Annotated in this window: 22 protein-coding genes and 5 tRNA genes; 8 read left to right on the top strand and 19 right to left on the bottom strand. The window is 70.3% G+C overall.

Going from position 1 to position 22,120, the window contains the following annotated elements; all coding sequences use genetic code 11:
* Window positions 1-167: 167 nt before the first annotated feature.
* The gene (locus OHA05_RS26040; RefSeq protein WP_313943869.1) at window positions 168-1,766 is read right to left on the bottom strand and encodes a DAK2 domain-containing protein; all 1,599 of its coding nucleotides are present in this window, start codon (window positions 1,764-1,766) and stop codon (window positions 168-170) included.
* A 237-nt stretch (window positions 1,767-2,003) separates the two neighbouring features.
* Between OHA05_RS26040 and rpmB the strand changes: the two genes are divergently transcribed.
* Complete coding sequence (gene rpmB, locus OHA05_RS26035) at window positions 2,004-2,189, top strand: 50S ribosomal protein L28 (protein WP_003957616.1); 186 nt, start codon at window positions 2,004-2,006, stop codon at window positions 2,187-2,189.
* A gap of 187 nt (window positions 2,190-2,376) precedes the next feature.
* Here rpmB and thiD read toward each other — a convergent pair whose 3' ends face one another.
* The gene (gene thiD, locus OHA05_RS26030) at window positions 2,377-3,162 is read right to left on the bottom strand and encodes a bifunctional hydroxymethylpyrimidine kinase/phosphomethylpyrimidine kinase (protein ID WP_313943870.1); all 786 of its coding nucleotides are present in this window, start codon (window positions 3,160-3,162) and stop codon (window positions 2,377-2,379) included.
* Window positions 3,159-4,121: a thiamine-phosphate kinase gene (locus tag OHA05_RS26025; protein WP_313943871.1), complete on the bottom strand. Its 963-nt coding sequence runs from the start codon at window positions 4,119-4,121 to the stop codon at window positions 3,159-3,161. The genes thiD and OHA05_RS26025 overlap by 4 nt, the downstream gene beginning before the upstream one ends.
* A 254-nt stretch (window positions 4,122-4,375) precedes the next feature.
* Between OHA05_RS26025 and OHA05_RS26020 the strand changes: the two genes are divergently transcribed.
* Both OHA05_RS26020 and OHA05_RS26015 read left to right on the top strand, forming a co-directional pair.
* Window positions 4,376-4,609: an Lrp/AsnC family transcriptional regulator gene (locus OHA05_RS26020; protein ID WP_029384521.1), complete on the top strand. Its 234-nt coding sequence runs from the start codon at window positions 4,376-4,378 to the stop codon at window positions 4,607-4,609.
* 20 nt (window positions 4,610-4,629) lie between these two features.
* The gene (locus OHA05_RS26015) at window positions 4,630-5,109 is read left to right on the top strand and encodes a DUF3515 domain-containing protein (protein WP_328861849.1); all 480 of its coding nucleotides are present in this window, start codon (window positions 4,630-4,632) and stop codon (window positions 5,107-5,109) included.
* 26 nt (window positions 5,110-5,135) lie between these two features.
* Here OHA05_RS26015 and OHA05_RS26010 read toward each other — a convergent pair whose 3' ends face one another.
* The 3 genes from OHA05_RS26010 to OHA05_RS26000 all read right to left on the bottom strand — a co-directional run bounded on the left by OHA05_RS26010 (window position 5,136) and on the right by OHA05_RS26000 (window position 8,114).
* A complete protein-coding gene (locus OHA05_RS26010) occupies window positions 5,136-6,293 on the bottom strand; it encodes a D-alanine--D-alanine ligase family protein (protein ID WP_328861848.1) in 1,158 nt (385 codons plus the stop codon).
* Between the two features lie 61 nt (window positions 6,294-6,354).
* Window positions 6,355-7,365, bottom strand: coding sequence for an NAD(P)H-dependent glycerol-3-phosphate dehydrogenase (locus OHA05_RS26005; protein WP_313943874.1), 1,011 nt, complete (start codon window positions 7,363-7,365; stop codon window positions 6,355-6,357).
* Window positions 7,362-8,114, bottom strand: a complete 753-nt coding sequence (locus tag OHA05_RS26000) for a lysophospholipid acyltransferase family protein (RefSeq protein WP_313943875.1) — start codon at window positions 8,112-8,114, stop codon at window positions 7,362-7,364. The genes OHA05_RS26005 and OHA05_RS26000 overlap by 4 nt, the downstream gene beginning before the upstream one ends.
* A gap of 147 nt (window positions 8,115-8,261) precedes the next feature.
* Here OHA05_RS26000 and cofC point away from each other — a divergent pair, with 147 nt between their 5' ends.
* Both cofC and OHA05_RS25990 read left to right on the top strand, forming a co-directional pair.
* Entirely contained in the window at window positions 8,262-8,948 is a 687-nt protein-coding gene (cofC, locus tag OHA05_RS25995) for a 2-phospho-L-lactate guanylyltransferase (protein WP_313943876.1), read from the top strand.
* Window positions 8,949-9,006: 58 nt separating this feature from the next.
* Window positions 9,007-9,210 (top strand): hypothetical protein, encoded by a 204-nt coding sequence (locus OHA05_RS25990; RefSeq protein ID WP_313943877.1) that lies wholly within the window; start codon window positions 9,007-9,009, stop codon window positions 9,208-9,210.
* Window positions 9,211-9,372: 162 nt separating this feature from the next.
* On the opposite strand, the gene OHA05_RS25985 is transcribed toward OHA05_RS25990, so the two are convergent.
* The 4 genes from OHA05_RS25985 to leuC all read right to left on the bottom strand — a co-directional run bounded on the left by OHA05_RS25985 (window position 9,373) and on the right by leuC (window position 12,526).
* A complete protein-coding gene (locus OHA05_RS25985; protein ID WP_313943878.1) occupies window positions 9,373-10,020 on the bottom strand; it encodes an HU family DNA-binding protein in 648 nt (215 codons plus the stop codon).
* Window positions 10,021-10,161: 141 nt separating this feature from the next.
* Window positions 10,162-10,389 carry a hypothetical protein gene (locus tag OHA05_RS25980; RefSeq protein WP_313943879.1) on the bottom strand — a complete coding sequence of 76 codons (228 nt, stop codon included), beginning with the start codon at window positions 10,387-10,389 and terminating at the stop codon, window positions 10,162-10,164.
* A gap of 104 nt (window positions 10,390-10,493) precedes the next feature.
* Window positions 10,494-11,087 carry a 3-isopropylmalate dehydratase small subunit gene (gene leuD, locus OHA05_RS25975; protein ID WP_313943880.1) on the bottom strand — a complete coding sequence of 198 codons (594 nt, stop codon included), beginning with the start codon at window positions 11,085-11,087 and terminating at the stop codon, window positions 10,494-10,496.
* 5 nt (window positions 11,088-11,092) lie between these two features.
* A complete protein-coding gene (leuC, locus tag OHA05_RS25970; protein ID WP_313943881.1) occupies window positions 11,093-12,526 on the bottom strand; it encodes a 3-isopropylmalate dehydratase large subunit in 1,434 nt (477 codons plus the stop codon).
* A 145-nt stretch (window positions 12,527-12,671) separates the two neighbouring features.
* Here leuC and ndgR point away from each other — a divergent pair, with 145 nt between their 5' ends.
* Complete coding sequence (ndgR, locus tag OHA05_RS25965) at window positions 12,672-13,388, top strand: IclR family transcriptional regulator NdgR (protein ID WP_010984119.1); 717 nt, start codon at window positions 12,672-12,674, stop codon at window positions 13,386-13,388.
* A 226-nt stretch (window positions 13,389-13,614) separates the two neighbouring features.
* On the opposite strand, the gene OHA05_RS25960 is transcribed toward ndgR, so the two are convergent.
* From OHA05_RS25960 to OHA05_RS25920, 9 genes are all read right to left on the bottom strand, one after another.
* Window positions 13,615-13,687, bottom strand: a tRNA-Glu gene (locus OHA05_RS25960).
* A 21-nt stretch (window positions 13,688-13,708) separates the two neighbouring features.
* Window positions 13,709-13,780, bottom strand: a tRNA-Gln gene (locus OHA05_RS25955).
* Between the two features lie 12 nt (window positions 13,781-13,792).
* Window positions 13,793-13,865: transfer RNA gene (locus OHA05_RS25950), tRNA-Glu, on the bottom strand.
* 83 nt (window positions 13,866-13,948) lie between these two features.
* Window positions 13,949-14,021 (bottom strand) — tRNA-Glu (locus OHA05_RS25945).
* Window positions 14,022-14,042: 21 nt separating this feature from the next.
* Window positions 14,043-14,114 (bottom strand) — tRNA-Gln (locus OHA05_RS25940).
* A 90-nt stretch (window positions 14,115-14,204) separates the two neighbouring features.
* The gene (locus tag OHA05_RS25935) at window positions 14,205-14,924 is read right to left on the bottom strand and encodes an HAD family hydrolase (protein WP_328861847.1); all 720 of its coding nucleotides are present in this window, start codon (window positions 14,922-14,924) and stop codon (window positions 14,205-14,207) included.
* A 9-nt stretch (window positions 14,925-14,933) separates the two neighbouring features.
* Complete coding sequence (gene gltX, locus OHA05_RS25930) at window positions 14,934-16,409, bottom strand: glutamate--tRNA ligase (protein WP_313943883.1); 1,476 nt, start codon at window positions 16,407-16,409, stop codon at window positions 14,934-14,936.
* Window positions 16,402-17,178 (bottom strand): fumarylacetoacetate hydrolase family protein, encoded by a 777-nt coding sequence (locus OHA05_RS25925; RefSeq protein ID WP_313943884.1) that lies wholly within the window; start codon window positions 17,176-17,178, stop codon window positions 16,402-16,404. Before OHA05_RS25925 ends, gltX begins: the two co-directional genes overlap by 8 nt.
* 86 nt (window positions 17,179-17,264) lie before the next feature.
* A complete protein-coding gene (locus OHA05_RS25920; RefSeq protein WP_328861846.1) occupies window positions 17,265-17,435 on the bottom strand; it encodes a hypothetical protein in 171 nt (56 codons plus the stop codon).
* A 581-nt stretch (window positions 17,436-18,016) separates the two neighbouring features.
* Here OHA05_RS25920 and OHA05_RS25915 point away from each other — a divergent pair.
* Together OHA05_RS25915 and OHA05_RS25910 are read left to right on the top strand one after the other, a co-directional pair.
* Complete coding sequence (locus OHA05_RS25915) at window positions 18,017-21,631, top strand: sensor histidine kinase (protein ID WP_328861845.1); 3,615 nt, start codon at window positions 18,017-18,019, stop codon at window positions 21,629-21,631.
* Between the two features lie 9 nt (window positions 21,632-21,640).
* Entirely contained in the window at window positions 21,641-22,054 is a 414-nt protein-coding gene (locus tag OHA05_RS25910) for a roadblock/LC7 domain-containing protein (protein WP_142214992.1), read from the top strand.
* Window positions 22,055-22,120: the final 66 nt, after the last annotated feature.

Below are 22,120 nucleotides of genomic sequence, written 5' to 3'. Positions count from 1 at the left end.
TTCGGCGAACTGGGCCAGCGCCAGGTCCGGGCTCGGGCTCGGGAGCCTGAAACCGGGCCTGGCACCGGCCCGGCCTCGGGAACCTGAAGCCGGCCTCACGGCGCCCCGGCCTCACCCCGGGTGCCGGGGGTGGTCCCTCCGGCCCCGGTCCCGGCCACCCGCTCCCCCTACTCCACGCCGATCAGCAGCGGTGTCGAGCCGCGCCCGCCGCGGTAGAGCACGGTGTCCACGGCCAAGTGCGTGTCCCTGACGTGACGTTCCAGCTTCGCGGCCACCTCGTCGCCGTCGGCGACGCCCTCCCCCAGCACCAGCGTCACCAGTTCGCCGCCGGCCGCCAGCATCCGGTCCAGCACGGTCGTCGCCGTCGTCATGAGGTCCGTGCCGATCACCGCGACGTCTCCGTCGATCAGACCGAGCACATCGCCCTCCTGGCACACGCCGGCCGTCGTCCACGACTGCCGCTCCGCCACCGTGACTTCGGCGTAGCGCGTCGCCCCGGCGGCCGCCGTCATCGCGACCACGTCCTCGTCGAAGCGCCGGTCCGGCTCGTGCACCGCCAGTGCGGCGATGCCCTGCACGGCCGCGCGCGTGGGGACGAGAGCGACGCGGACGCCCTCCGTCCTGGCCTGTTCGGCCGCGGCGGCCGCCGTGTGCCGCAGGTCGGCGGAGTTCGGCATGAGGACGACCTCGCGGGCGTGCGCGCGCCGGATGGCGTCGACGAGTTCACCGCTGACGGGAGGCTCCCCCGGCCGTGCGAGCACCGTCGTCGCGCCCGCCTCGGCGCACAGACCGGCGAGACCCTCGCCGGAGACGACCACGACCACCGCCCGCTGCACCTGCTCCCGTACGGGGGCCGCGGCCAGGTCGAAGTGCGTGATGCGGATCCGGTACGGACGCCCCGCCTCGACACCGGCCTCCACGGCGGCGCCCGCGTCGTCGACATGGACGTGGACGTTCCACAGCCCGTCGCCGCCGACGACGACCAGGGAATCGCCGAGGGAGTCCAGCCGGGTCCGCAGCCGCGCCACGGCCTCGTCCTCCGCCTCCAGCAGGTAGATCACCTCGAACGCGGGCCCGCCGTCGTCGGCGCAGGGCTGCGCCGGGCCCCCTAGGCCTTCGGGCCCCGGCCGTACGTGCGCCAGCGGCGGGGGCACCGGGGCCTCGCCCGACACCGCCTCGACCAGCGCGCCCAGCACCGCGAGAAGCCCCCGCCCGCCCGCGTCGACGACTCCCGCGCGGCTGAGCACGTCGAGTTGTCCGGGCGTCGCGTCCAGCGCGGCCCGTGCCCCCTCGTAGGCCGCTCGCGCGGCATCGTCGGGGGCGCTCTCCGCGGCTTCCGCGGCCGCGGCGGCCACGCTCAGGATCGTTCCTTCGACGGGGTGCGCGACGGCCTCACGGGCGAGCGCGGAAGCCCTTCGCAGAGCACCTGCCAGGTGGTCCCCGTCGCAGAGCCGCTCCGCCATGCCCCGCAGCAGCTGCGCCAGGATGGTGCCGGAGTTCCCGCGGGCCCCGATGAGCGCTCCGTGCGCCATGGAACGGACCGCATCGTCCGCCGCGGGGGCCGAGGACCCCGTCTCGTGCGCGGCGAAGACGGCCTCGACCGCCTGGGCCGCCGATTCGAGGGTCAGATAGAGATTGGTGCCGGTGTCCCCGTCCGCGACCGGGTAGACGTTGATCGCGTCGATCTCCTCGCGCTCCCGGCCCAGTGCCTCCAGCGCCCGTGAGCACCAGATGCGTACCGAGGCGGCGTCGAGGGTCTGCGGCACCTGGTGATCCTCCTTGAGCGGCGGGTTGCACCGCAGAGTAGACCCCGGTGGGAGCGGGGGCCGGGGAGGGGGCGGGGCGAACCATGGTAGTTTCGTATCTCGGACGCAGTCGTTGTATGCTGCTCCGGTTGCCCGATGAAAGTCGGGCCATTCCCCCGGCAAAGCCACCGAATCAGATCACTGATTTCCGGCCGCCGGAATTCACTGTAAGTGCATCTGAAGTCTTTGGAGTGACCCGTGGCTGCCAACTGCGACGTCTGCGGCAAGGGGCCGGGCTTCGGCAACAACATTTCGCACTCGCACCGCCGTACGTCTCGTCGCTGGAACCCGAACATCCAGCGTGTGCGTGCCGTGGTCGGTCGGACGCCGAAGCGGCTCAACGTCTGCACCTCGTGCATCAAGGCCGGCAAGGTCTCGCGCTAACCGCGACGTTTCGTCGTAGCGCAGCCCCTGCGGTTGCCTTGAAAAGCCGGTCCACATCATGTGGACCGGCTTTTTGCCGTGCCGTCGTGCTGTCATCGCGCCCGACCGTGCCGCCCCGCTGCGGCCGAGGGAGCGTGCACGGCCGTGTACGTACTACGGCCGTGCCGTAGTACGTACGGCCGCCCCGCTACCGCTGACGCCAGGCGTGATCCACCGGGCCGATGCCGCCGCCCAGGGCGAACCCCGCCGCGATCGCGCCCGTGACGTACTCCTTCGCGGCCACTGCCGCCTCCGGGACGGTGAGCCCCTTCGCCAGCCCCGCGGCCACGGCGGAGGCGAGCGTGCAGCCCGTCCCGTGCGTGTGCCGGTTGTCGAGCCGGGGCGCGCGCAGCCAGTGCTCCTCGGTCCCGTCCGTCAGCAGGTCCACGGCGTCGCCGGAAAGATGCCCGCCCTTGATCAGCGCCCAGCGCGGGCCGAAGCGGAGAACGGCGTCCGCGGCCCGGCGCATCCCGGCCTCGTCCGTCACCTCCAGGCCCGTGAGCTGGGTCACCTCGTCCAGATTCGGCGTGGCCACGGTCGCGACCGGCAGCAGCTTGGTGCGGACCGAGTCCAGCGCGGAGGCCGCGAGCAGGGAGTCCCCGTGCTTGGAGACCCCCACCGGGTCGACGACGACGGGCGCGTCGGTGCCGGCCAGCAGTTCGGCCACGGTCTCCACCAGCGGCGCGGACGCCAGCATGCCGGTCTTCACGGCCTGGACGCCGATGTCGTCGACGACGCTGCGGAACTGGGCGCGTATCGCCTCGACGGGGAGCTCCCACGCGCCCTGCACACCCAGCGAGTTCTGCGCGGTGACCGCGGTGATCACGCTCATGCCGTGGGTGCCGAGCGCCATCATGGTCTTCAGATCGGCCTGGATCCCCGCGCCGCCGCCCGAGTCGGAGCCGGCGACGGTCAGGACGCGCACCGGCGTCACGAGTCCTCCCCGAAGTGGTCCCAGCCGCTCTTGCTGTGCCAGGGCAGACCGTCCACGGTCACCTGGGGCAGCGCCGACGGGTTGAGCACCTCGCCGATCACCTTCCAGCGGGCGGGCAGCTTCACGTCGGACGGGAAGGTCGCGACGATGGCGTGGTCCTCGCCGCCGGTGAGCACCCACTGCAACGGATCGACGCCGACGGCCTGGCCGATGTCGTTCATCTGGCTCGGGATGTCGATCGAGCCCGAACGCAGGTCGATCCGGACCTTGCTGGCCTCCGCGATGTGCCCGAGGTCGGCGACGAGGCCGTCGCTGACGTCGCACATGGCGGTGGCGCCGAGACCGGCCGCGGCGGGACCCGCGTGGTACGGCGGCTCGGGGCGCCGGTGCGCCTCGACGAAGGCGCGCGGGGAGCGGAACCCGCGCGAGAGGACCGCGTGCCCGGCGGCCGACCAGCCCAACCAGCCGGTGTAGGCGACGACATCGCCGGGCCGGGCGCCGCCCCGCGTCACCGGCTCGTGGTTGCGCAGATCGCCGAGTGCCGTGATGGCGAGGGTGATCACATCTCCGCGGACGACATCGCCGCCGACGACCGAGGCTCCCGCGACCTGGCACTCGTCGCGGATGCCGTCCATCAGCTCGGTGGCCCAGGTGACGGGGAGTTCGGCGGGGACGACGAGGCCGAGCAGCAGCGCGGTGGGGACCGCACCCATGGCCGCGATGTCGGCCAGATTCTGTGCGGCGGCCTTGCGGCCCACGTCGTACGCCGTCGACCAGTCACGGCGGAAGTGCCGCCCCTCCAGCAGGATGTCCGTGCTCGCCACGACACGGCGGTCGGGCGCGGCCACGACCGCCGCGTCGTCTCCCGGTCCGATGCGGACCGCTGGGGTGGAGGTGAGCCGGGATGTGAGCTCTCTGATGAGCCCGAACTCCCCCAACTCGCCCACAGTGCCCTTCACCGAGTCTCACCTCTCCGTCGTGCTGCCGGAACGTCCGGCAGAGCCGCTTCCTTGCGGTCGCGAGCGGTCTTGGCGGTGGGTACCGTCAAGAGATACGTCAACTTCTGCTTTTCCTGCGCCACGCTGCGGGTGCCACCCGGCGCGCGGGTCTCCCCGCGCCCCATCACGACGCGATACCGTGGCGTCCCTTCTCTCCCCCGGCATCTCCCCACCGAAGGTAGGGGAAACGATCCCCGGGCCGTTCTGGAGGTTCCGTGGTACAGGCGTACATCCTCATTCAGACCGAGGTGGGCAAGGCGTCGACCGTCGCCGAGACCATCGGGAAGATTCCCGGAGTGATTCAGGCCGAGGACGTCACAGGGCCCTATGACGTGATCGTGCGTGCGCAGGCCGACACGGTCGACGATCTCGGTCGCATGGTGGTCGCCAAGGTCCAGCAAGTGGACGGCATCACCCGAACCCTGACCTGCCCGGTCGTGCACCTGTAGCCCCCGTCTACGCTTGGCCGGTGACGTCTGCCCACCGGTCCTTCCGACTGTTCGCCGCCGCGGCGGCGTTCCTCGCCGCCGCGGGGTGCTCCACCACGGACGCGGCGGCGCCGGTAGCGGTTCCCAGCCCCCCGCCCGAGGAAGCGACCCTGTGCGGTGCGCTGCACAAGGAGCTGCCGAAGACTGTCGCCGGGCAGCGCCGTACCGGCACCGAGCCGGACTCCGAACTGACCGCCGGCTGGGGCGACGCCGCGATCGTACTGCGCTGCGGTGTCCCCCGGCCGGAGAAGATGAGCGACGCCCAGTCGCAGGCCGTCGACGCGAACGGGGTCAACTGGCTCCTGGAGCAGCGGGCCGACGGTCCGCGGTTCACCACCACGTACCGCAAGACCTATGTGGAGGTCACGATGGACGAGCGGTACGCGCACGACGTCACCCCGCTCGCCGAGCTGGCCGGCGCCGTCAAAAAGACGGTGCCGGCCACACTCGAAGTCCCCTAGCGATCACCACCGGGGGAAGCGTTTCCCTAGCGCAGTCCGGTGGACCGGCGCAGTGCCGCCTGGATCAGCAGGTCGATGAGCTCGGGGTAGCTGACCCCGCTCTCCTGCCACATCCGCGGGTACATGGAGATCGGCGTGAAGCCGGGCATCGTGTTGATCTCGTTGATGACGAACTCGCCGTCCTCGGTGAGGAAGAAGTCCGCGCGCACCAGGCCCTCGCAGGACGCGGCGTCGAAGGCCTCGACGGCGAGCCGGCGCACGTCCGCGGTCTGCTCGTCGGTGAGCGGGGCGGGCACGATCCCGGACGCCGAGTCGATGTACTTGGCCTCGAAGTCGTAGAAGTCGTGGCTGCTGACCGGGGGAATCTCGGCCGGAGCGCTGGCCCGCGGACCGTCGGGGAACTCCAGCACGCCGCACTCGATCTCGCGGCCGCGCAGCAGCGCCTCCACCAGGATCTTCGGGTCGTGACGCTGCGCCTCGGCGATCGCCTCGTCGAGGCCCTCGAGGCCGTCGACCTTGGTGATGCCGATCGACGAACCGGCGCGCGCGGGCTTGATGAACAGCGGCCAGCCGTGCTCACCGGCGAAGTCGATGATCTTCTTGCGGGCCGCGGCGGGGTCGAGCTTCCACTCGCGGGGGCGGATCACCTCGTACGGACCGACGGGCAGTCCGAAGGAGACGAAGACCCGCTTCATGTACTCCTTGTCCTGGCCCACCGCGGAGGCGAGGACACCAGCGCCGACGTAGGGGACACCGGCGAGTTCGAGCAGTCCCTGGAGGGTGCCGTCCTCACCGTAGGGGCCGTGCAGCATCGGGAAGACGACGTCGACCTCGCCGAGTGCCTTGGGCACGGCGCCGGGTTCGCTGTACACGACCTCGCGGTTCGCCGGGTCGACGGAGAGCACGACGCCGCCCTCGGTCGACTCGGCCAGCTGCTCCACGCTCGGCGTCCGGCGATCGGTGATCGCCATGCGGTCGGGCTCGTCGGCGGTGAGCGCCCACCGGCCGTCCGCGGTGATGCCGATGGGCAGTACGTCGTACTTCGTCCGGTCGATGGACCTCAGCACGGCTCCGGCGGTGACCACGGAGATCCCGTGTTCGGAGCTGCGGCCGCCGAAGACGACAGCCACACGCGGCTTGCGGAGCGGCTGCTCCGGGCTCTGGGGGAGGTTCTCGGTGCTCATATCGCGTTGAGACTACCGTGCGCACCCGGCGCAGTGGAGTGCAGGCACAGCGCGTGCCGGGTCAGTGGCGCTCGGGCTTCGCGCTGCGCGACATCAGCTCCTTGAGGGCCACCACCGGCGGCTTGCCCTCGTGGACGATGCCGACGACGGTCTCGGTGATCGGCATGTCGACGCCGTGCCTGCGGGCCAGATCCAGCACCGACTCACAGGACTTGACGCCCTCGGCGGTCTGCCGGGTGACCGCGATGGTCTCCTGAAGCGTCATGCCCTTGCCGAGGTTGGTGCCGAAGGTGTGGTTGCGCGAGAGCGGCGAGGAGCAGGTGGCCACCAGGTCGCCGAGCCCGGCGAGGCCGGAGAAGGTGAGCGCGTCCGCGCCCATGGCGAGGCCGAGGCGGGTGGTCTCGGCGAGGCCGCGGGTGATGAGGGAGCCCTTGGCGTTGTCGCCGAGTCCCATACCGTCCGCGATGCCGACTGCGAGGCCGATGACGTTCTTGACGGCGCCGCCGAGCTCGCAGCCGACGACGTCGGTGTTGGTGTACGGGCGGAAGTACGGGGTGTGGGCGGCGGCCTGGAGGCGCTGGGCGACGGCTTCGTCCCGGCAGGCGACGACGGCCGCGGCGGGCCGGCGCTGGGCGATCTCCTTGGCGAGGTTGGGCCCGGTGATCACGGCCACGCGGTCGGAGGGAACCCCCGCGACCTCCTCGATGACCTCGCTCATCCGCTTGGCGCTGCCGAGTTCGATGCCCTTCATCAGGGAGACGAGCACGGTGTCCGACGGCAGCTTCGGCACCCACGCCGCCAGGTTGTCCCGCAGGGTCTGGGACGGAACGGCGAGCACGGTGAAGTCCGCGCCGTGCAGTGCCTCGGCGGGGTCGGTGGTGGCCCGCAGCGTCGGGGGAAGTTCGATGCCCGGCAGATAGTCGGGGTTGGTCCGGGTGGTGTTGACGGCGTCGACGAGCTCGGCGCGGCGGCCCCAGAGGGTCACATCGCAGCCCGCGTCCGCGAGCACCATGCCGAAGGCCGTGCCCCACGAGCCCGTTCCGAAGACGGCCGCCTTGGCGGGGTGTGTCACTTGGTGCCCTCCTCGGCGGCCTTGCGGCGCTGCTCCGCGCGCATCTCGCGCAGATCGAACGGGTTGCGGGGGGCCTGCTCGCCGCGCAGTTCCTCCAGCAGTTCGGTGATCGCGGCCATGATGACCTCGGTCGCCTCCTTCAGTACCTCGGGCGTCGGCTCCTGGTGGTAGAACCGGTCGAGGTCGACCGGCGGACCGGCCTTCACCTGCAGCGTCTTGCGCGGGAACAGGCGGAGCCTGTTCTCCTTGGCGTACGGCGGCATCGCCAAGTTGGCGCCCCACTGGGCGACCGGGATGACGGGTGCGTGCGTCATCATGGCCGCCCGCGCCACTCCGGTCTTCGCGGTCATCGGCCACTGCCCGGGGTCCCGGGTGAGAGTGCCCTCCGGGTAGAAGGCGACGCATTCACCGGCCTCGACGGCCTCGACGGCGGCCCGGAAGGCACCGAAGGCGTTGGAGGACTCGCGGTAGACGGGAATCTGGCCGGTGCCCTTCAGGAGGATCCCCACGCCCGGCGCCTTGAAGAGCGCCGCCTTGGCGAGGAATCGTGGCACACGTCCGCTGTTGTACTGGAAGTGGCCATAGGAAAACATGTCCAGATACGAGTTGTGATTCACAGCGGTGATGAATCCGCCCGCGGCCGGAATGTGTTCCATTCCCTGCCAGTCCCGCTTGAACAGAACCAACAGCGGCGGTTTAGCGATGACCGCCGCCAGGCGGTACCAGAAGCCGATTCTACGGCGGGACACGCGAGCACCTTCCTCTACTGCCGGGCCACTGCCCGGCTGCTGGGGGTCAAGTGTCGCCCCAGGCCCCTGGTCTGTCGAGAACACCGTACGCCCCGGTCACCGGGCCGGTCGTCCGCCCCTTCACGGGGCCGGGACACAATGGGGGCGATGCACATGGACGATGAGCGTGCCACCAACTGCGACCCGACGGACCGCTGGTCCCTGGTCGTCCCGCTGAAACCGCTCGCAGAGGCGAAGAGCAGGCTCGCGGCCGCTGCCGGCGACAGCCTGCGCCCCCATCTGGCGCTCGCCTTCGCGGAGGACACCGTCGCAGCCGCCCTGGCCTGCCCGTCGGTACGGAATGTGGCCGTTGTCACGGACGATCCGGCGGCCTCGTTCCGGCTCGCCGCACTGGGTGCGCGGATCGTGCCGGACGCCCCCTCTGCAGGTCTCAACGCGGCGCTGACGCACGGCGCGCAAGAGGTCCGCCGCCTGCGTCCGGGCGCCGCGGTGGCCGTCCTCAACGCCGATCTGCCCGCGCTGCGCCCACAGGAATTGGCACGAGTACTCGCGTATGCATCGGGATTTCCCCGGGCATTTCTGACGGATAGGGCCGGGATCGGCACCACATTGCTCTCGGCGGCCGCGGGCACCGAATTGCGTCCCGGTTTCGGCGGCCGCTCACGCCGCCGGCATTTGGCGTCGGGGGCGGTGGAAATCCCGCTCGACGGGGTCGATTCCGTACGTCAGGACGTGGACACCGCGGAGGATCTGGCGGCGGCGCTGGCCCTGGAGGTCGGGCCGCGGACGGCCGAGCGTCTGGCGATGGCCGACCGCGTCGCGGACATCCCCTGAGGGTCGTCCCGTAAGTCGGCCGGGCAGAGCCTGCCGGGACAGCCCTTAGGCTGGCGGCATGCAGGCGACCTCGTACACCTACGACGCTTTGACCCGCAGCGGGAGCGTGCTCCTCGACGACGGCACGCCGGTCGAGTTCGACGCCGCGGCCTTCGACGCCGGCGGTCTGCGGCTGCTGAGGCCGGGCCAGCGGGTGCGTATCGAGACCGAGGGCGAGGGCGATGCCCGCAGGATCACGCTGGTGACGCTGCAGACGCTCTGACGGGCCGGGTGGGCAAACGGCTCGGCGCCGCCCGGGAAGCCCTTCACCGGGCGAAGGGTTCGACAGCGCGCCGGGAAGCACCCGTACCGGAACACGCCGCGGGCCGGGCTCCCCCAGAGGAGCCCGGCCCGGCGCGTGAGTGGCCCTGCGACCTTGTGCCGCTTACCTCTTCCTGGCAGTGGCCTTCTTGGCGGCGGTCTTGCGCGCCGTCGCCTTCCTGGCCGGCGCCTTCTTCGCGGTGGCCTTCTTGGCCGGCGCGGTCTTCTTGGCGGCCGCCTTCTTGGTGGTCGTCTTCTTGGCCGTGGCCTTCTTGGCGGTCGCCGTCTTCTTGGCGGCCGTCGTCTTCTTGGCCGCGGTCTTCTTGGCCGCGGTCTTCTTCGCGGTGGCCTTCTTCGCCGTGGCCTTCGTCGCCGTGGCCTTCTTCGCGGTGGCCTTCTTGGCCGCGGCCTTCGTGGTCGTACGGGTGGAAGGACCGCCCGAGAGGCTGCCCTTGGGCGCCTTCTTCACGGAGACCTCGCCGCCGCGCGGGAGCTTCTTCGAGCCGCTGACCAGGTCCTTGAAGCCCTGACCGGCACGGAAGCGCGGAACAGAGGTCTTCTTGACCCGGACCCGCTCCCCCGTCTGCGGGTTGCGGGCGTAGCGGGCGGGGCGGTCGACCTTCTCGAACGAGCCGAAACCGGTGACCGAGACACGGTCGCCGCCGACAACTGCGCGGACGATCGCGTCAAGTACCGCGTCGACAGCCTCGGCGGCCTGCTGACGGCCACCGACCTTGTCGGCAATCGTTTCTACGAGCTGCGCCTTGTTCACGTCTTCCCCTTCGGAGACATTGCCGGAACGAATGCGTCCAGGCTTTTTCGCACGTTAGGCAGATATATACCGCAAATCAAACACGAAACGGGCTAATCACCCTAGTGCCGCAACGAAGTGCGCCGCTGTGGAGTTCGGGTGTCAGTCGCCTTCAGGGAATCGGCCCTCGTCGAGGTCCTGCATGAAGCGGTCCAGACGCCTGGCCGCATCCGGGAGATCGTGCTTCGCCGCTGCCGTGACGACCAGCAGCTTCCGGGACAGCGCCATCCTTACGCCCTCCGGGACTTGCAGTGTGCGCACTCTTGTGTGCGCTTCTTTCAGCCGGGCCGCCACCGCCTCGTAGAGCTCGAGTTGGCTGTCACGGTCCATGCACCGATTGTGCCATCTGGGGCGAGTTGTCGCCCGGCAGGACCTCAACAGACGACTGCGCCCCCCACCGGACGGTGGAGGGCGCAGTTGGGGAAAAGCGCTGATCAGACCTGAATTGTGCGCGGTTTGAAGGCCGGCCTGGAGGCCTCATAAGTGGAGATGTCCGCTTCGTTCTGAAGGGTGAGGCTGATGTCGTCCAGACCGTTCAGCAGTCGCCAGCGGGCGTTCTCGTCCAGCTCGAAGTCGGCGGTGATGCCTGCCGCACGCACCTGCCGCTGCTCCAAGTCAACAGTGATTTCGGCCTTCGGGTCCGACTCGGCCAGCTCCCACAGCCGGTCGACCGTCTCCTGCGGCAGAACGACGGTCAGCAGCCCGTTCTTGAGCGAGTTGCCGCGGAAGATGTCGGCGAAGCGCGAGGAGATGACCGCCTTGAAGCCGTAGTTCTGCAGGGCCCAGACGGCGTGCTCGCGGGAGGAGCCGGTGCCGAAGTCGGGACCGGCGACCAGCACCGTGGCGCCCTGCCGCTCGGGCTGGTTGAGAACGAAGGAGGCGTCCTTGCGCCACGCCTCGAAGAGCCCGTCCTCGAAGCCGTCGCGGGTGACCTTCTTCAGCCAGTGGGCCGGGATGATCTGGTCCGTGTCGACGTTGCTGCGGCGCAGCGGCACGGCCCGGCCGGTGTGTGTGGTGAAAGCTTCCATGGTTCTCAGACTCCTGCGGGGGTGGCGGCCGAGTCGGACGCGGCCAGATCGGCCGGCGAGGCCAGATGGCCCAGTACCGCGGTGGCCGCGGCGACCTGCGGCGAGACCAGATGGGTGCGTCCGCCCTTGCCCTGCCTGCCCTCGAAGTTGCGGTTGGAGGTCGACGCGGAGCGCTCGCCGGGCGCCAGTTGGTCGGGGTTCATGCCCAGACACATCGAGCAGCCGGCGTGCCGCCATTCGGCTCCCGCGCCGGTGAAGACCTTGTCCAGGCCCTCCTCGACGGCCTGGAGGGCGACCCGTACGGACCCGGGGACCACCAGCATCCGTACGCCGTCGGCGACTTTGCGGCCCTCCAGGAGGGATGCCGCCGAGCGCAGGTCCTCGATACGGCCGTTGGTGCAGGAGCCTACGAAGACGGTGTCGACCTTGATGTCGCGCAGCGCCTGCCCGGCGCTCAACCCCATGTACTCCAGGGCCTTTTCGGCGGCGAAGCGCTCCGAAGCGTCGTCGTACGAAGCCGGGTCGGGGACGTTGGCCGACAGGGGCGCTCCCTGGCCGGGGTTGGTGCCCCAGGTGACGAACGGCGCCAGTTCGGCGGCGTCGATGAAGACCTCCGCGTCGAATACGGCGTCGTCGTCGGTGCGCAGTGTCTTCCAGTACTCCACCGCGGCGTCCCAGTCCGCCCCCTGCGGGGCGTGGTCACGGCCGCGCAGATAGTCGAAGGTGGTGGCGTCCGGGGCGATCATGCCCGCGCGGGCGCCGGCCTCGATCGACATGTTGCAGATGGTCATCCGGGCCTCCATCGAGAGCTTCTCGATGGCCGAGCCGCGGTATTCCAGGATGTAGCCCTGGCCGCCGCCGGTGCCGATCCGCGCGATGATCGCCAGAATGAGGTCCTTGGCGGTGACGTCGTCGGGCAGCTCGCCCTCGACCGTGATCGCCATGGTCCTCGGCCGGGCCAGCGGCAGCGTCTGGGTGGCCAGTACGTGCTCGACCTGGGAGGTGCCGATGCCGAAGGCCAGCGCGCCGAATGCGCCGTGGGTGGAGGTGTGCGAGTCGCCGCAGACGACGGTGGTGCCGGGCTGGGTCAGTCCCAGCTGGGGGCCCACGACGTGGACGACGCCCTGCTCGACATCGCCCAGCGGGTGCAGCCGTACACCGAACTCCGCGCAGTTCTTGCGCAGCGTCTCCAACTGGGCACGGGAAACCGGGTCCGCGATGGGCTTGTCGATGTCGAGGGTCGGGGTGTTGTGATCCTCGGTGGCGATGGTGAGGTCGAGGCGGCGGACCTGCCGGCCGTTCTGACGGAGACCGTCGAAGGCCTGGGGGCTGGTCACCTCGTGCAGCAGGTGCAGATCGATGAAGAGGAGGTCGGGCTCGCCCTCGGCGCGCCGGACGACATGGTCGTCCCAGACCTTCTCCGCGAGTGTCCTACCCATCGCTTTCCCTCCGGCCGACCCGGGGGCCGACACCACTAGAGATCTTGTTGCGGAACCCGTTGGTCTGCGGGCCGCCTCTACAGACTGGCGGGTTTCCAGGAAAATTGAACTTGCGTTTCACAGTGTGAGACGTGAATATCGTTGCATGGACAACTCTAGCGGCGTCGGCGTTCTCGACAAGGCAGCTCTGGTATTGAGCGCTCTGGAGTCCGGTCCGGCCACCCTCGCCGGGCTGGTCGCGGCGACAGGGCTTGCACGGCCCACGGCACATCGTCTTGCCGTGGCACTGGAACACCACCGGATGGTGGCGAGGGACATGCAGGGCCGGTTCATCCTGGGCCCGCGGCTGGCGGAGCTCGCCGCCGCGGCGGGCGAGGACCGGCTGCTGGCCACGGCGGGGCCGGTGCTCACACATCTGCGCGATGTGACCGGCGAGAGCGCGCAGCTCTACCGCCGGCAGGGAGACATGCGCATCTGTGTGGCGGCGGCCGAGCGGCTGTCCGGTCTGCGGGACACCGTGCCGGTCGGCTCCACGCTCACGATGAAGGCGGGTTCGTCGGCCCAGATCCTGATGGCCTGGGAGGAGCCGGAGCGGCTGCACCGCGGCCTTCAGGGCGCGCGCTTCACGGCCACGGCCCTGTCCGGCGTACGACGCCGGGGCTGGGCCCAGTCGATCGGTGAGCGGGAGCCGGGCGTCGCCTCGGTCTCGGCGCCGGTCCGCGGCCCCTCCAACCGCGTGGTCGCGGCCGTCTCGGTCTCCGGACCGATCGAGCGCCTGACCCGGCACCCGGGCCGCATGCACGCACAGGCCGTCATCGACGCCGCGGGCCGTCTGAGCGAGGCCCTGCGCCGTACCGGCTGACACCTCCGTCGCACTGCTTCCGGGCCGGCCGGCTCCGACGCCGCAGCGGCCGGCCCGCGTGCATCCCGGTGCACAACTCCCCTTTGCGCGGGCGCGCGTTGGCGAGGAGCGCCCGTGGGGCCAACTGACGTCATCAGGAGCGAGTTCGCGGGCACGGCGGACGGGCCGACCCGTCCGGACAACGCGAAGAGGCCCTCCGCTTGACGCGGAGGGCCTCTTTCGTTTGTACCCCCGACCGGATTCGAACCGGCGCTACCGCCTTGAGAGGGCGGCGTGCTAGGCCGCTACACAACGGGGGCCTTGCGGATGAGCTCCGCGAGCTGGCCTACCAGGACTCGAACCTAGAATGACGGTACCAGAAACCGTAGTGTTGCCAATTACACCATAGGCCATGGTGACTTACGTACCCCCGACCGGATTCGAACCGGCGCTACCGCCTTGAGAGGGCGGCGTGCTAGGCCGCTACACAACGGGGGCCCTAGCGATCCCACCCGGCGGGGCCGGGTGATGTCACTGCGCGGTCATCGGGAGCGACCCTGATGATCAGCAGGATGGATCTGTACCCCCGACCGGATTCGAACCGGCGCTACTGCCTTGAGAGGGCAGCGTGCTAGGCCGCTACACAACGGGGGCGATGCAGATGAGCTCTGCGAGCTGGCCTACCAGGACTCGAACCTAGACTAACGGAACCAGAAACCGTCGTGCTGCCAATTACACCATAGGCCATCAAAACTCAACCCCCGACCTGGGGGTTTTTGTTTGATTCGCACTGTCCGAGCGGGCCTTTCGGCCTTCTCGGGCGGCGCAGGAAGAACATTACCTGAAGGTGTCCGGCGCTCCAAAACGGGATTCCCCGCGCAGCAGGCCGGGAAGCTCCCCGAGGCCGGTGATCCGGATCAGCTCGGGACGGCCTCCCACACCGGTCCGGTCCAGCCAGACCGCGGCGAGTCCCGCGTCGATCGCACCGCGGGCGTCGATGTCCGGCTGATCGCCGACGTAGAGCACCTCGTCGGGCGGCAGACCGAGCGCGTCGCAGCCGGCGTGGAAGGCCTCGGCGGCGGGTTTGGAGAACCCCAGCTCGGCGGCGCACAGCAGCACCTCGAACCGGTCCCGCACACCGAGCACCCGCAGCTTGCGCTCCTGGTTGTGGAGCGAGGAGTTCGACAGGACCGCGTGCCGGTACTCCCCCGCCAGCAGGTCGAGGGCGGGCACGGCGTCCGGGAAGAGGGACCACGCGGCCTCGTAGTGAACGATGTACCGGTCGAACCAGGCGTCGGCCTCGGGATCGCTCAGGGGCAGCCCGGTGAACATCCGTACGCGATCACGCCGCTGCTCCTGCCAGCCCACCTCCCCCGCGGAGAAGCGCGCCCAGTGCAGGGCGGTGACCTCGCGCCAACGCCCGAGGGCCTGGTCGACGGAGGAGTATCCGTCGGCCAGGCCCTCGGTCCGCAGGTGCCGCATCATGCCGGCGCGGTCGGCGCTGCAGTAGTCGAAGATCGTGTCGTCGATGTCCCAGAGGACCGCGCGGATCGGCATGGTCCGACCCTAGGCGGTGAGCTTCGCCAGCGCGGCGTCGATCCGGGCGAGCGTCTTCTCCCGCCCCAGGATCTCCAGCGATTCGAAGAGCGGCAGACCGACCGTGCGGCCGGTGACCGCGACGCGGACCGGGGCCTGCGCCTTGCCGAGCTTGAGGCCATGGGCCTCGCCCGCGGCCAGGACCGCCTCCTTGAGGGAGTCGGCGCTGCTCCAGTCCGCGGCCTCCAGCTTCTCGCGGGCCGTCCGCAGCAGCGCGTCCGAGCCCTCCTTCATCGCCTTGGTCCACGACGCCTCGTCCTCGACGGGGGCGTCCAGGAACAGGAAGTCGACGTTGGCGGTGATGTCGGAGAGCACCGTGACGCGGGTCTGCGCGTGCGGGGCGATCGCCTGCCAGCGGGACTCGTCGAACTGCTCCGGCGTCCAGGCCGCGTGCGGGGCCTGGAGCCAGGGGCGGCAGGCCTCGGTGAACGCCTTCACGTCCAGCATGCGGATGTGGTCCGCGTTGATCGCCTCGGCCTTCTTCAGGTCGAAGCGCGCCGGGTTGGCGTTGACCTCGGAGATGTCGAACTTCTCCACCATCTCCGGGATGGAGAAGACGTCCTGGTCGGCCGAGAAGGACCAGCCGAGCAGCGAGAGATAGTTGAGCAGACCCTCGGGGAGGAACCCGCGCTCGCGGTAGAGGTTGAGGTTCGCCTGCGGGTCGCGCTTGGAGAGCTTCTTGTTGCCCTCGCCCATCACGTACGGCAGGTGGCCGAAGGCCGGGATCTGCTGGGCGATGCCCAGCTCGATCAGCGCCTTGTAGAGCGCGATCTGCCGCGGGGTGGAGGAGAGCAGGTCCTCGCCGCGCAGGACGTGGGTGATCTCCATCAGCGCGTCGTCGATCGGGTTGACGAGCGTGTAGAGCGGGGCGCCGTTGGCCCGGACGATGCCGTAGTCCGGCACGTTGTCGGGCGTGAAGGTCAGCTCGCCGCGGACCAGGTCCGTGAAGGTGATCGGCTCGTCGGGCATCCGGAACCGGACGATCGCGGGGCGGCCCTCCTCCTTGTAGCGGGCGATGCGCTCGGCGGGGAGGTTGCGGCAGGTGCCGTCGTAGCCCGAGGGCTTGCCGGCGAGGCGGGCCGCGTCGCGTCGGGCCTCCAGCTCGACGGCGGTGCAGAAGCACTCGTAGGCGTAACCGCCGGCCTTCAGCTTCTCGGCGACGTCGCGGTAGATGTCCATCCGCTGGGACTGACGGTAGGGCTCGTGCGGGCCGCCGGTCTCGGGGCCCTCGTCCCAGTCCAGGCCGAGCCAGCGCATCGAGTCGAGCAGCTGGGTGTAGGACTCCTCCGAGTCGCGGGCCGCGTCCGTGTCCTCGATACGGAAGACCATGGTGCCGCCGTTGTGCCGGGCGAAGGCCCAGTTGAACAGGGCGGTGCGGACCAGACCCACGTGGGGGTTGCCGGTCGGGGAGGGACAGAAACGTACGCGGACATTCGCGTTAGCCACGCTTGATCACCTTGTTGGCGAGAGTGCCGATACCTTGGACGGTGACGGCGACCTCGTCGCCGACGTTGAGGGGGCCGACCCCCGCGGGGGTGCCCGTGAGGATGACGTCGCCCGGGAGCAGCGTCATGGCCTCGGTGATGTTGACGATCAGGTCCTCGATGGAGTGGATCATCTGGCTCGTCCGGCCGAGCTGGCGCTGTTCTCCGTTGACCGTGCACTGGATGGCGAGGTCGTGGGGGTCGAGGTCGGTCTCCACCCAGGGGCCGAGCGGGCACGCGGTGTCGAAGCCCTTGGCCCTCGCCCACTGCTTCTCGCGCTTCTGCACATCGCGGGCGGTGACGTCGTTGGCGCAGGTGTAGCCGAGGATGACGTCCTTGACCCGCTCGCGCGGGACCTCGCGGCACAGCCGGCCGATCACGACGGCGAGTTCGGCCTCGTGGTGGAGCTCCTGGGAGAACGAGGGGTACGCGATGTCGTCGCCGGAGCCGATCACCGAGGTGGAGGGCTTCAGGAAGGCGAACGGCGCGTCGGGGACCTCGTGGCCGAGCTCTGCCGCGTGCTCCGCGTAGTTGCGGCCGAAGGCCACGACCTTGCTGGGGAGCACCGGCGGCAGCAGGCGGACCTTGCTCAGGGGGACCTTGGTGCCGGAGAGCTCGAACTCCGCGAACGGGATGCCCTTGATGATGTCGAGGACGAGCTCGTCCGGGCTGTCGCCCTCGACCGCGCCGAAGGCGACATTCCCGTCGATGGAGAATCTGGCGATGCGCACGGGATGCGGATGCCCCTCTACTACTTCTTACGCTGCTGGCGTCTGACGCTTCAGGCTAACGCGGTAGGGGGCTCCCGCCTCGCGCATTACGCTGCGGGGGCGTCCATCAGGACCGTACGGCGGGGGTTGGCCGTCTGCGTGGGAAGATCGAGCGAGTGCTCCTGCTGCTCCAGCGTCTGGAGTTCGTCCGCATCCTTGAGGTGGGCGAGAGTGGTGCGCCGGGGGTTGGCTATGTTGCGGAACATCATCGTCTTCATCGGTGGTTTCAGACCTTGTCGGCGTACGGCCGCTCGGTGAGCGGCGGTTGACGGATTACCCATCCCTGTAAAGCGCCAGGCTAAACATCCAATTCCCCTGGGAGGGGTGTCCAAGTCCGCGATCTAGGTGTGAGTTTCCTCACCAGCGGGCGGGCAATCCGGGCAATGCGGACTATGAATCGTCCAGAGTGAAACGGACATTGCATAGCTGAACCAGCCATTCCGCTCCTGATCATGGCGACTGGGGAGCCTTCGCCCCCAGTTGACTCGTAGCGGAATGCCCCTTTTTCTCCGGGAACGGCTTCTACGTCTTGTGACACGGCGCTTACACCGTGTCATCCAGGTCACAGCCCGGTACGCGGCCCTTGTTGGAGATCCGGCACTGTGCTGGAATTCCACGCACCGCCGCGGCTTCAGGCCGGCGCGCAACGGGCGCAACGCAGCGCCGGGCAGCGGCGGAGAAGGGGGAGAAGCGCCGGTCACTCAACGACCAACAAAAGGGGCGCCTTCGCGCCCCTCACCGACGCCGACACCGTCCCGCCGCTCGCGGTGGGACGCCTGGTCCAGAGGTTGCGACGCTAGTGCAGGGACGTTTCAAGAGGGATGGCAGCGCTGCGGCGGAACAGGAGCCGCGCGGCGGGACCGACCGCGGCTCCTCGCCCCAGCACGCCCAGCACACCCACAAGGCAGATCCGGCATCCCCCGGCGACAGCGGTGACCGTGCCGCACGCCCCGGCGCCGCTTCGTCCGGAGGCGACGGGCCCAAGGCCCCGCCGAAGGCGAAGAGCCCGACGGACACCGGCTCACGAATAGCTCTGCGCAACTGGCGCATCAGCACGAGACTCGTCTCCCTGCTGACCCTGCCGGTCGTCGCGGCCACCACGCTGGGTGGACTCCGTATCAACGAGTCCATGGCGGACATGAAGCAGCTGGATCACATGCAGCTGCTCACCAACATGACCAAGCAGGCGACCGACCTCGCCCAGGCGCTCCAGGCGGAGCGGGACCTGACGGCCGGCCCGCTGGCGAACAACCCCGACGCGACCGACTTCAAGGTCACCGGTCCGCGCACGGTGACGGACCGCGCCCGGAAGGCCTTCCTCGAAGCCACCCGTGACATCCCCAACACGGACAAGGACGACGCGCTCGAGAGCATCCGGGCCAACGCGAACCAGATCGCCGTCCAGGTCAACAACCTCGGCTCCATCCGCGAGACGGCCTACCAGACGGGCCGCCCGCACTCCCTCACGGTCGAGAACTACCACCGGCTCATCGAGTCGCTGCTGAGCCTGTCGCAGGACATGGCGCAGGCCACCAGCAGCCCGGAGATGATCAAGCGCACCCGCGCGCTGGCGGCGTTCTCGTCCGCCAAGGAGTACGCCTCCATGCAGCGCGCGATCATCGCCGCCGCGCTTCCCGGCGGCAGCGGCTCCAAGGGCAAGGGCCTCGAGGAGAACGACCGCCTCTACGGCAAGGCCGCTCTCGAGAACGGCGAGTCCTCGCTGGCCGCCTTCGAGTCGGTCTACGAGTCCTCCGGCGGCAACGCCCAGGAGCTCACGGACCCGCTGGACAACGGCAACCCGACCATCGAGGCCTCCGAGAAGTACGCCAAGCGCGTCCTCGACAACAGCAACGGTCTGGCCAGCCAGACCGAGCGCTCCTTCCTGGACTGGACCGACGACTACGGCGTCCGTATCCAGGCCATGCGTGTCATCGAGTCCACGCTGCTCGGCCAGATGGAGGCCAAGGCACGTGAACTGCGCGAGGAGTCGCAGCGCGACGCGATCATCAACGGTGCGCTGATCCTGCTCGTCCTCGGTGTCTCGCTCGTCGGCGCCTTCGTCGTGGCCCGGTCCATGATCCGCTCGCTGCGCCGGCTCCAGGACACCGCGACCAAGGTCGCCCAGGACCGTCTGCCGGACCTGGTCAAGCAGCTCTCCGAGTCCGACCCGCAGGACGTGGACACCTCGGTCGAGTCCGTCGGTGTGCACTCCCGGGACGAGATCGGCAAGGTGGCCGCGGCCTTCGACGACGTGCACCGCGAGGCCGTCCGTCTGGCCGCCGAGCAGGCCCTCCTGCGAGGCAACGTCAACGCGATGTTCACCAACCTCTCGCGCCGTTCCCAGGGCCTCATCCAGCGTCAGCTCTCGCTCATCTCCGAACTGGAGTCCCGCGAGGCCGACCCGGACCAGCTGTCCTCCCTCTTCAAGCTGGACCACCTCGCGACCCGTATGCGCCGGAACGGCGAAAACCTTCTCGTCCTCGCGGGCGAGGAGCCGGGCCGCCGGTGGACCCGGCCGGTCCCGCTGGTCGACGTGCTCCGTGCCGCCGCCTCCGAGGTGGAGCAGTACGAGCGCATCGAACTGGCCGCGGTCCCGGCGACCGAGGTCGCCGGACGCGTCGTCAACGACCTCGTGCACCTCCTCGCGGAGCTGCTGGAGAACGCGACGTCGTTCTCCTCCCCGCAGACGAAGGTCCGCGTCACCGGTCACGCACTGCCCGACGGCCGCGTGCTGGTCGAGATCCACGACACCGGCATCGGCCTCTCCCCCGAGGACCTCGCCGCGATCAACGAGCGGCTGGCGTCGCCGCCCACCGTGGACGTCTCGGTCTCCCGCCGCATGGGTCTGTTCGTGGTCGGCCGCCTGTCCCTGCGACACGGCATCCGTATCCAGCTCCGCCCGTCCGACTCCGGCGGCACGACCGCACTGGTCATGCTGCCCGTCGACGTCGCCCACGGCGGCAAGAAGGCTCCCGGCTCCCCCGGCGGTCCGGGCAACGGCCAGGGTGCCGTTCCCCCGGGTGCCGGCGGTCCCGCGGGACTCGGCGGCCGTCCCGGCGGCGGTCCCGGTGGCGCGGGCGGCGGCAGCCGTCCCGGCCTCGGTGGCGCGGGCGGCGGCAGCCGTCCCGGCCTCGGTGGCGGCCCCGGCGGTGCCGGTGCTCCCACGGGCGGCCGGATCGGCACGGGCGCTCCGCGCGGTCAGGTCGGGGCCGGTTCGGCTCCGCGTGCCGCGCTTCCCGGCCGCGACGGCGGTCCCGGCCAGGGTCAGCCCGGTCAGGGCCGGCAGGGCGGCGGCCTCGCCGGCGCCTTCGGCTCGGGTGCCGGCCGTGGTGCTCAGAACGCTCCGGCCCGCGGCGAATCCCGCTCGGAGGGCTTCTCCCAGGGCTCCGGCGACCGCGGCAAGCAGCTGCCCGGCGGTCCGCGCGCCGAACTCCCCGGTGCCGGTGGCCCGCAGCGTCCGCCGTCCACCAGCTGGGGCAGCGAGCAGCCGCCCGCGCGCAACCAGCGTCCGGCGGACGCGCCGCGCGGTCACGAGGACAACGACCGCGGCGCCGCCGCCACGGCGGAGTTCGCACGTCCCGACTTCAACGCTCCTCCGCCGCAGCGCGGTGCGGGTTCCGGCTCGTCCACCGGGCAGTTCGTCCGACCGGACGTGTTCGGCCCGACCTCCCCGGCCGGTCAGACGTCCGGTGGCGGTTTCCAGCCGCCGCGCAACGGCTCGCAGGGCGGCCCGTCCCAGGACCCCGCGTCCACCGGGCAGTTCGCCCGTCCCGACCTCGGGGCTCCCCAGCCGCCCGCTCCGGGCCGTGCTCCGGCACCGCGCCGCGAGGCCGCCCAGAACGGCGACTACGGCCCGCGCCGGCCCAACGCCCTGCCGCCGCAGCCGCAGCCCGAGGCGCTGCCGCCGGCGACCGGCCCCGGCGACGGCCGTACTCCGCTGTACGACACGCTCGAGACGAACTGGTTCCACGGCGGCCCGCAGGGCCGGTCCGAGGAGCAGGAGCCGTCCCGGCCCGCGTCGCCCGCCCCCGTTCCGCAGCAGTCCGCGGAGCGCCCCGCCCCGCCGATGCCGCAGCGCACCCCTGCCGCGGCACCGCACAACGGGCAGAGCACCAACGGTGGCGGCTGGCGCTCCTCCCCCAATGACGAGCTGGTGCGCCAGGCCGAGCGGGTCAGGAAGCCCGCGGCCGGCGGCGTCACCACATCAGGTCTGCCCCGCCGGGTCCCGCGAGCCAATCTCGTCGCGGGAACCGCGCAGGAACAGAACACCCAAGCAGGTCCGCAGGTCTCCCGTGCGCCGAACGACGTACGCGGCCGGCTGACCAACCTCCGTCGTGGCATTCAGCAGGGCCGTCAGCAGAACTCGACGACCGGCAGCTTCAACCTCGGCCCCACTCACCAGCAGGAGCGATAGTTGAGCCCGATGAGCCAGGCGGCGCAAAATCTGAACTGGTTGATCACCAATTTCGTGGACAACACCCCTGGGGTGTCGCACACGGTGGTGGTCTCCGCCGACGGTCTTCTGCTGGCGATGTCCGAAGGGTTTCCCCGCGACCGCGCCGACCAGCTGGCGGCTGTCGCATCCGGCCTGACCTCGCTGACCGCGGGGGCGTCCCGGATCTTCGAAGGGGGACCCGTCAGCCAGACGGTCGTCGAAATGGAACGGGGGTTCCTCTTCCTGATGTCCGTCTCCGACGGCTCGTCGCTGGCAGTGCTCGCACACCCCGAGTGCGACATCGGCCTCGTCGGCTACGAGATGGCCCTTCTCGTCGACCGCGCGGGCAGCGTCCTCACGCCGGACCTGCGCGCCGAGCTTCAGGGAAGTCTCCTGCACTGAGCCGTGCCCCACACACGGCTCCGCAGGCAAGCGCCAACGCACCAACCCGTCAGGTCGCTCTTTTGC

The organism is Streptomyces sp. NBC_00306 (assembly GCF_036169555.1).
Lineage (GTDB): Bacteria > Actinomycetota > Actinomycetes > Streptomycetales > Streptomycetaceae > Streptomyces > Streptomyces achmelvichensis.
Note: the sequence above shows the minus strand (reverse complement) of the source record. Positions and strands in the feature narration are given on the sequence as shown.

Coding starts and splice junctions, on each gene's coding strand:
- leuD (WP_313943880.1), bottom strand. CDS start 11,087: ATGGAAGCTTTCACCACACACACCGGCCGGGCCGTGCCGCTGCGCCGC.
- leuC (WP_313943881.1), bottom strand. CDS start 12,526: ATGGGTAGGACACTCGCGGAGAAGGTCTGGGACGACCATGTCGTCCGG.
- OHA05_RS25980 (WP_313943879.1), bottom strand. CDS start 10,389: ATGGACCGTGACAGCCAACTCGAGCTCTACGAGGCGGTGGCGGCCCGG.
- OHA05_RS25990 (WP_313943877.1), top strand. CDS start 9,007: ATGCAGGCGACCTCGTACACCTACGACGCTTTGACCCGCAGCGGGAGC.
- cofC (WP_313943876.1), top strand. CDS start 8,262: ATGCACATGGACGATGAGCGTGCCACCAACTGCGACCCGACGGACCGC.
- OHA05_RS25935 (WP_328861847.1), bottom strand. CDS start 14,924: ATGCCGATCCGCGCGGTCCTCTGGGACATCGACGACACGATCTTCGAC.
- ndgR (WP_010984119.1), top strand. CDS start 12,672: ATGGACAACTCTAGCGGCGTCGGCGTTCTCGACAAGGCAGCTCTGGTA.
- OHA05_RS25920 (WP_328861846.1), bottom strand. CDS start 17,435: ATGAAGACGATGATGTTCCGCAACATAGCCAACCCCCGGCGCACCACT.
- OHA05_RS26010 (WP_328861848.1), bottom strand. CDS start 6,293: ATGAGCACCGAGAACCTCCCCCAGAGCCCGGAGCAGCCGCTCCGCAAG.
- OHA05_RS25910 (WP_142214992.1), top strand. CDS start 21,641: ATGAGCCAGGCGGCGCAAAATCTGAACTGGTTGATCACCAATTTCGTG.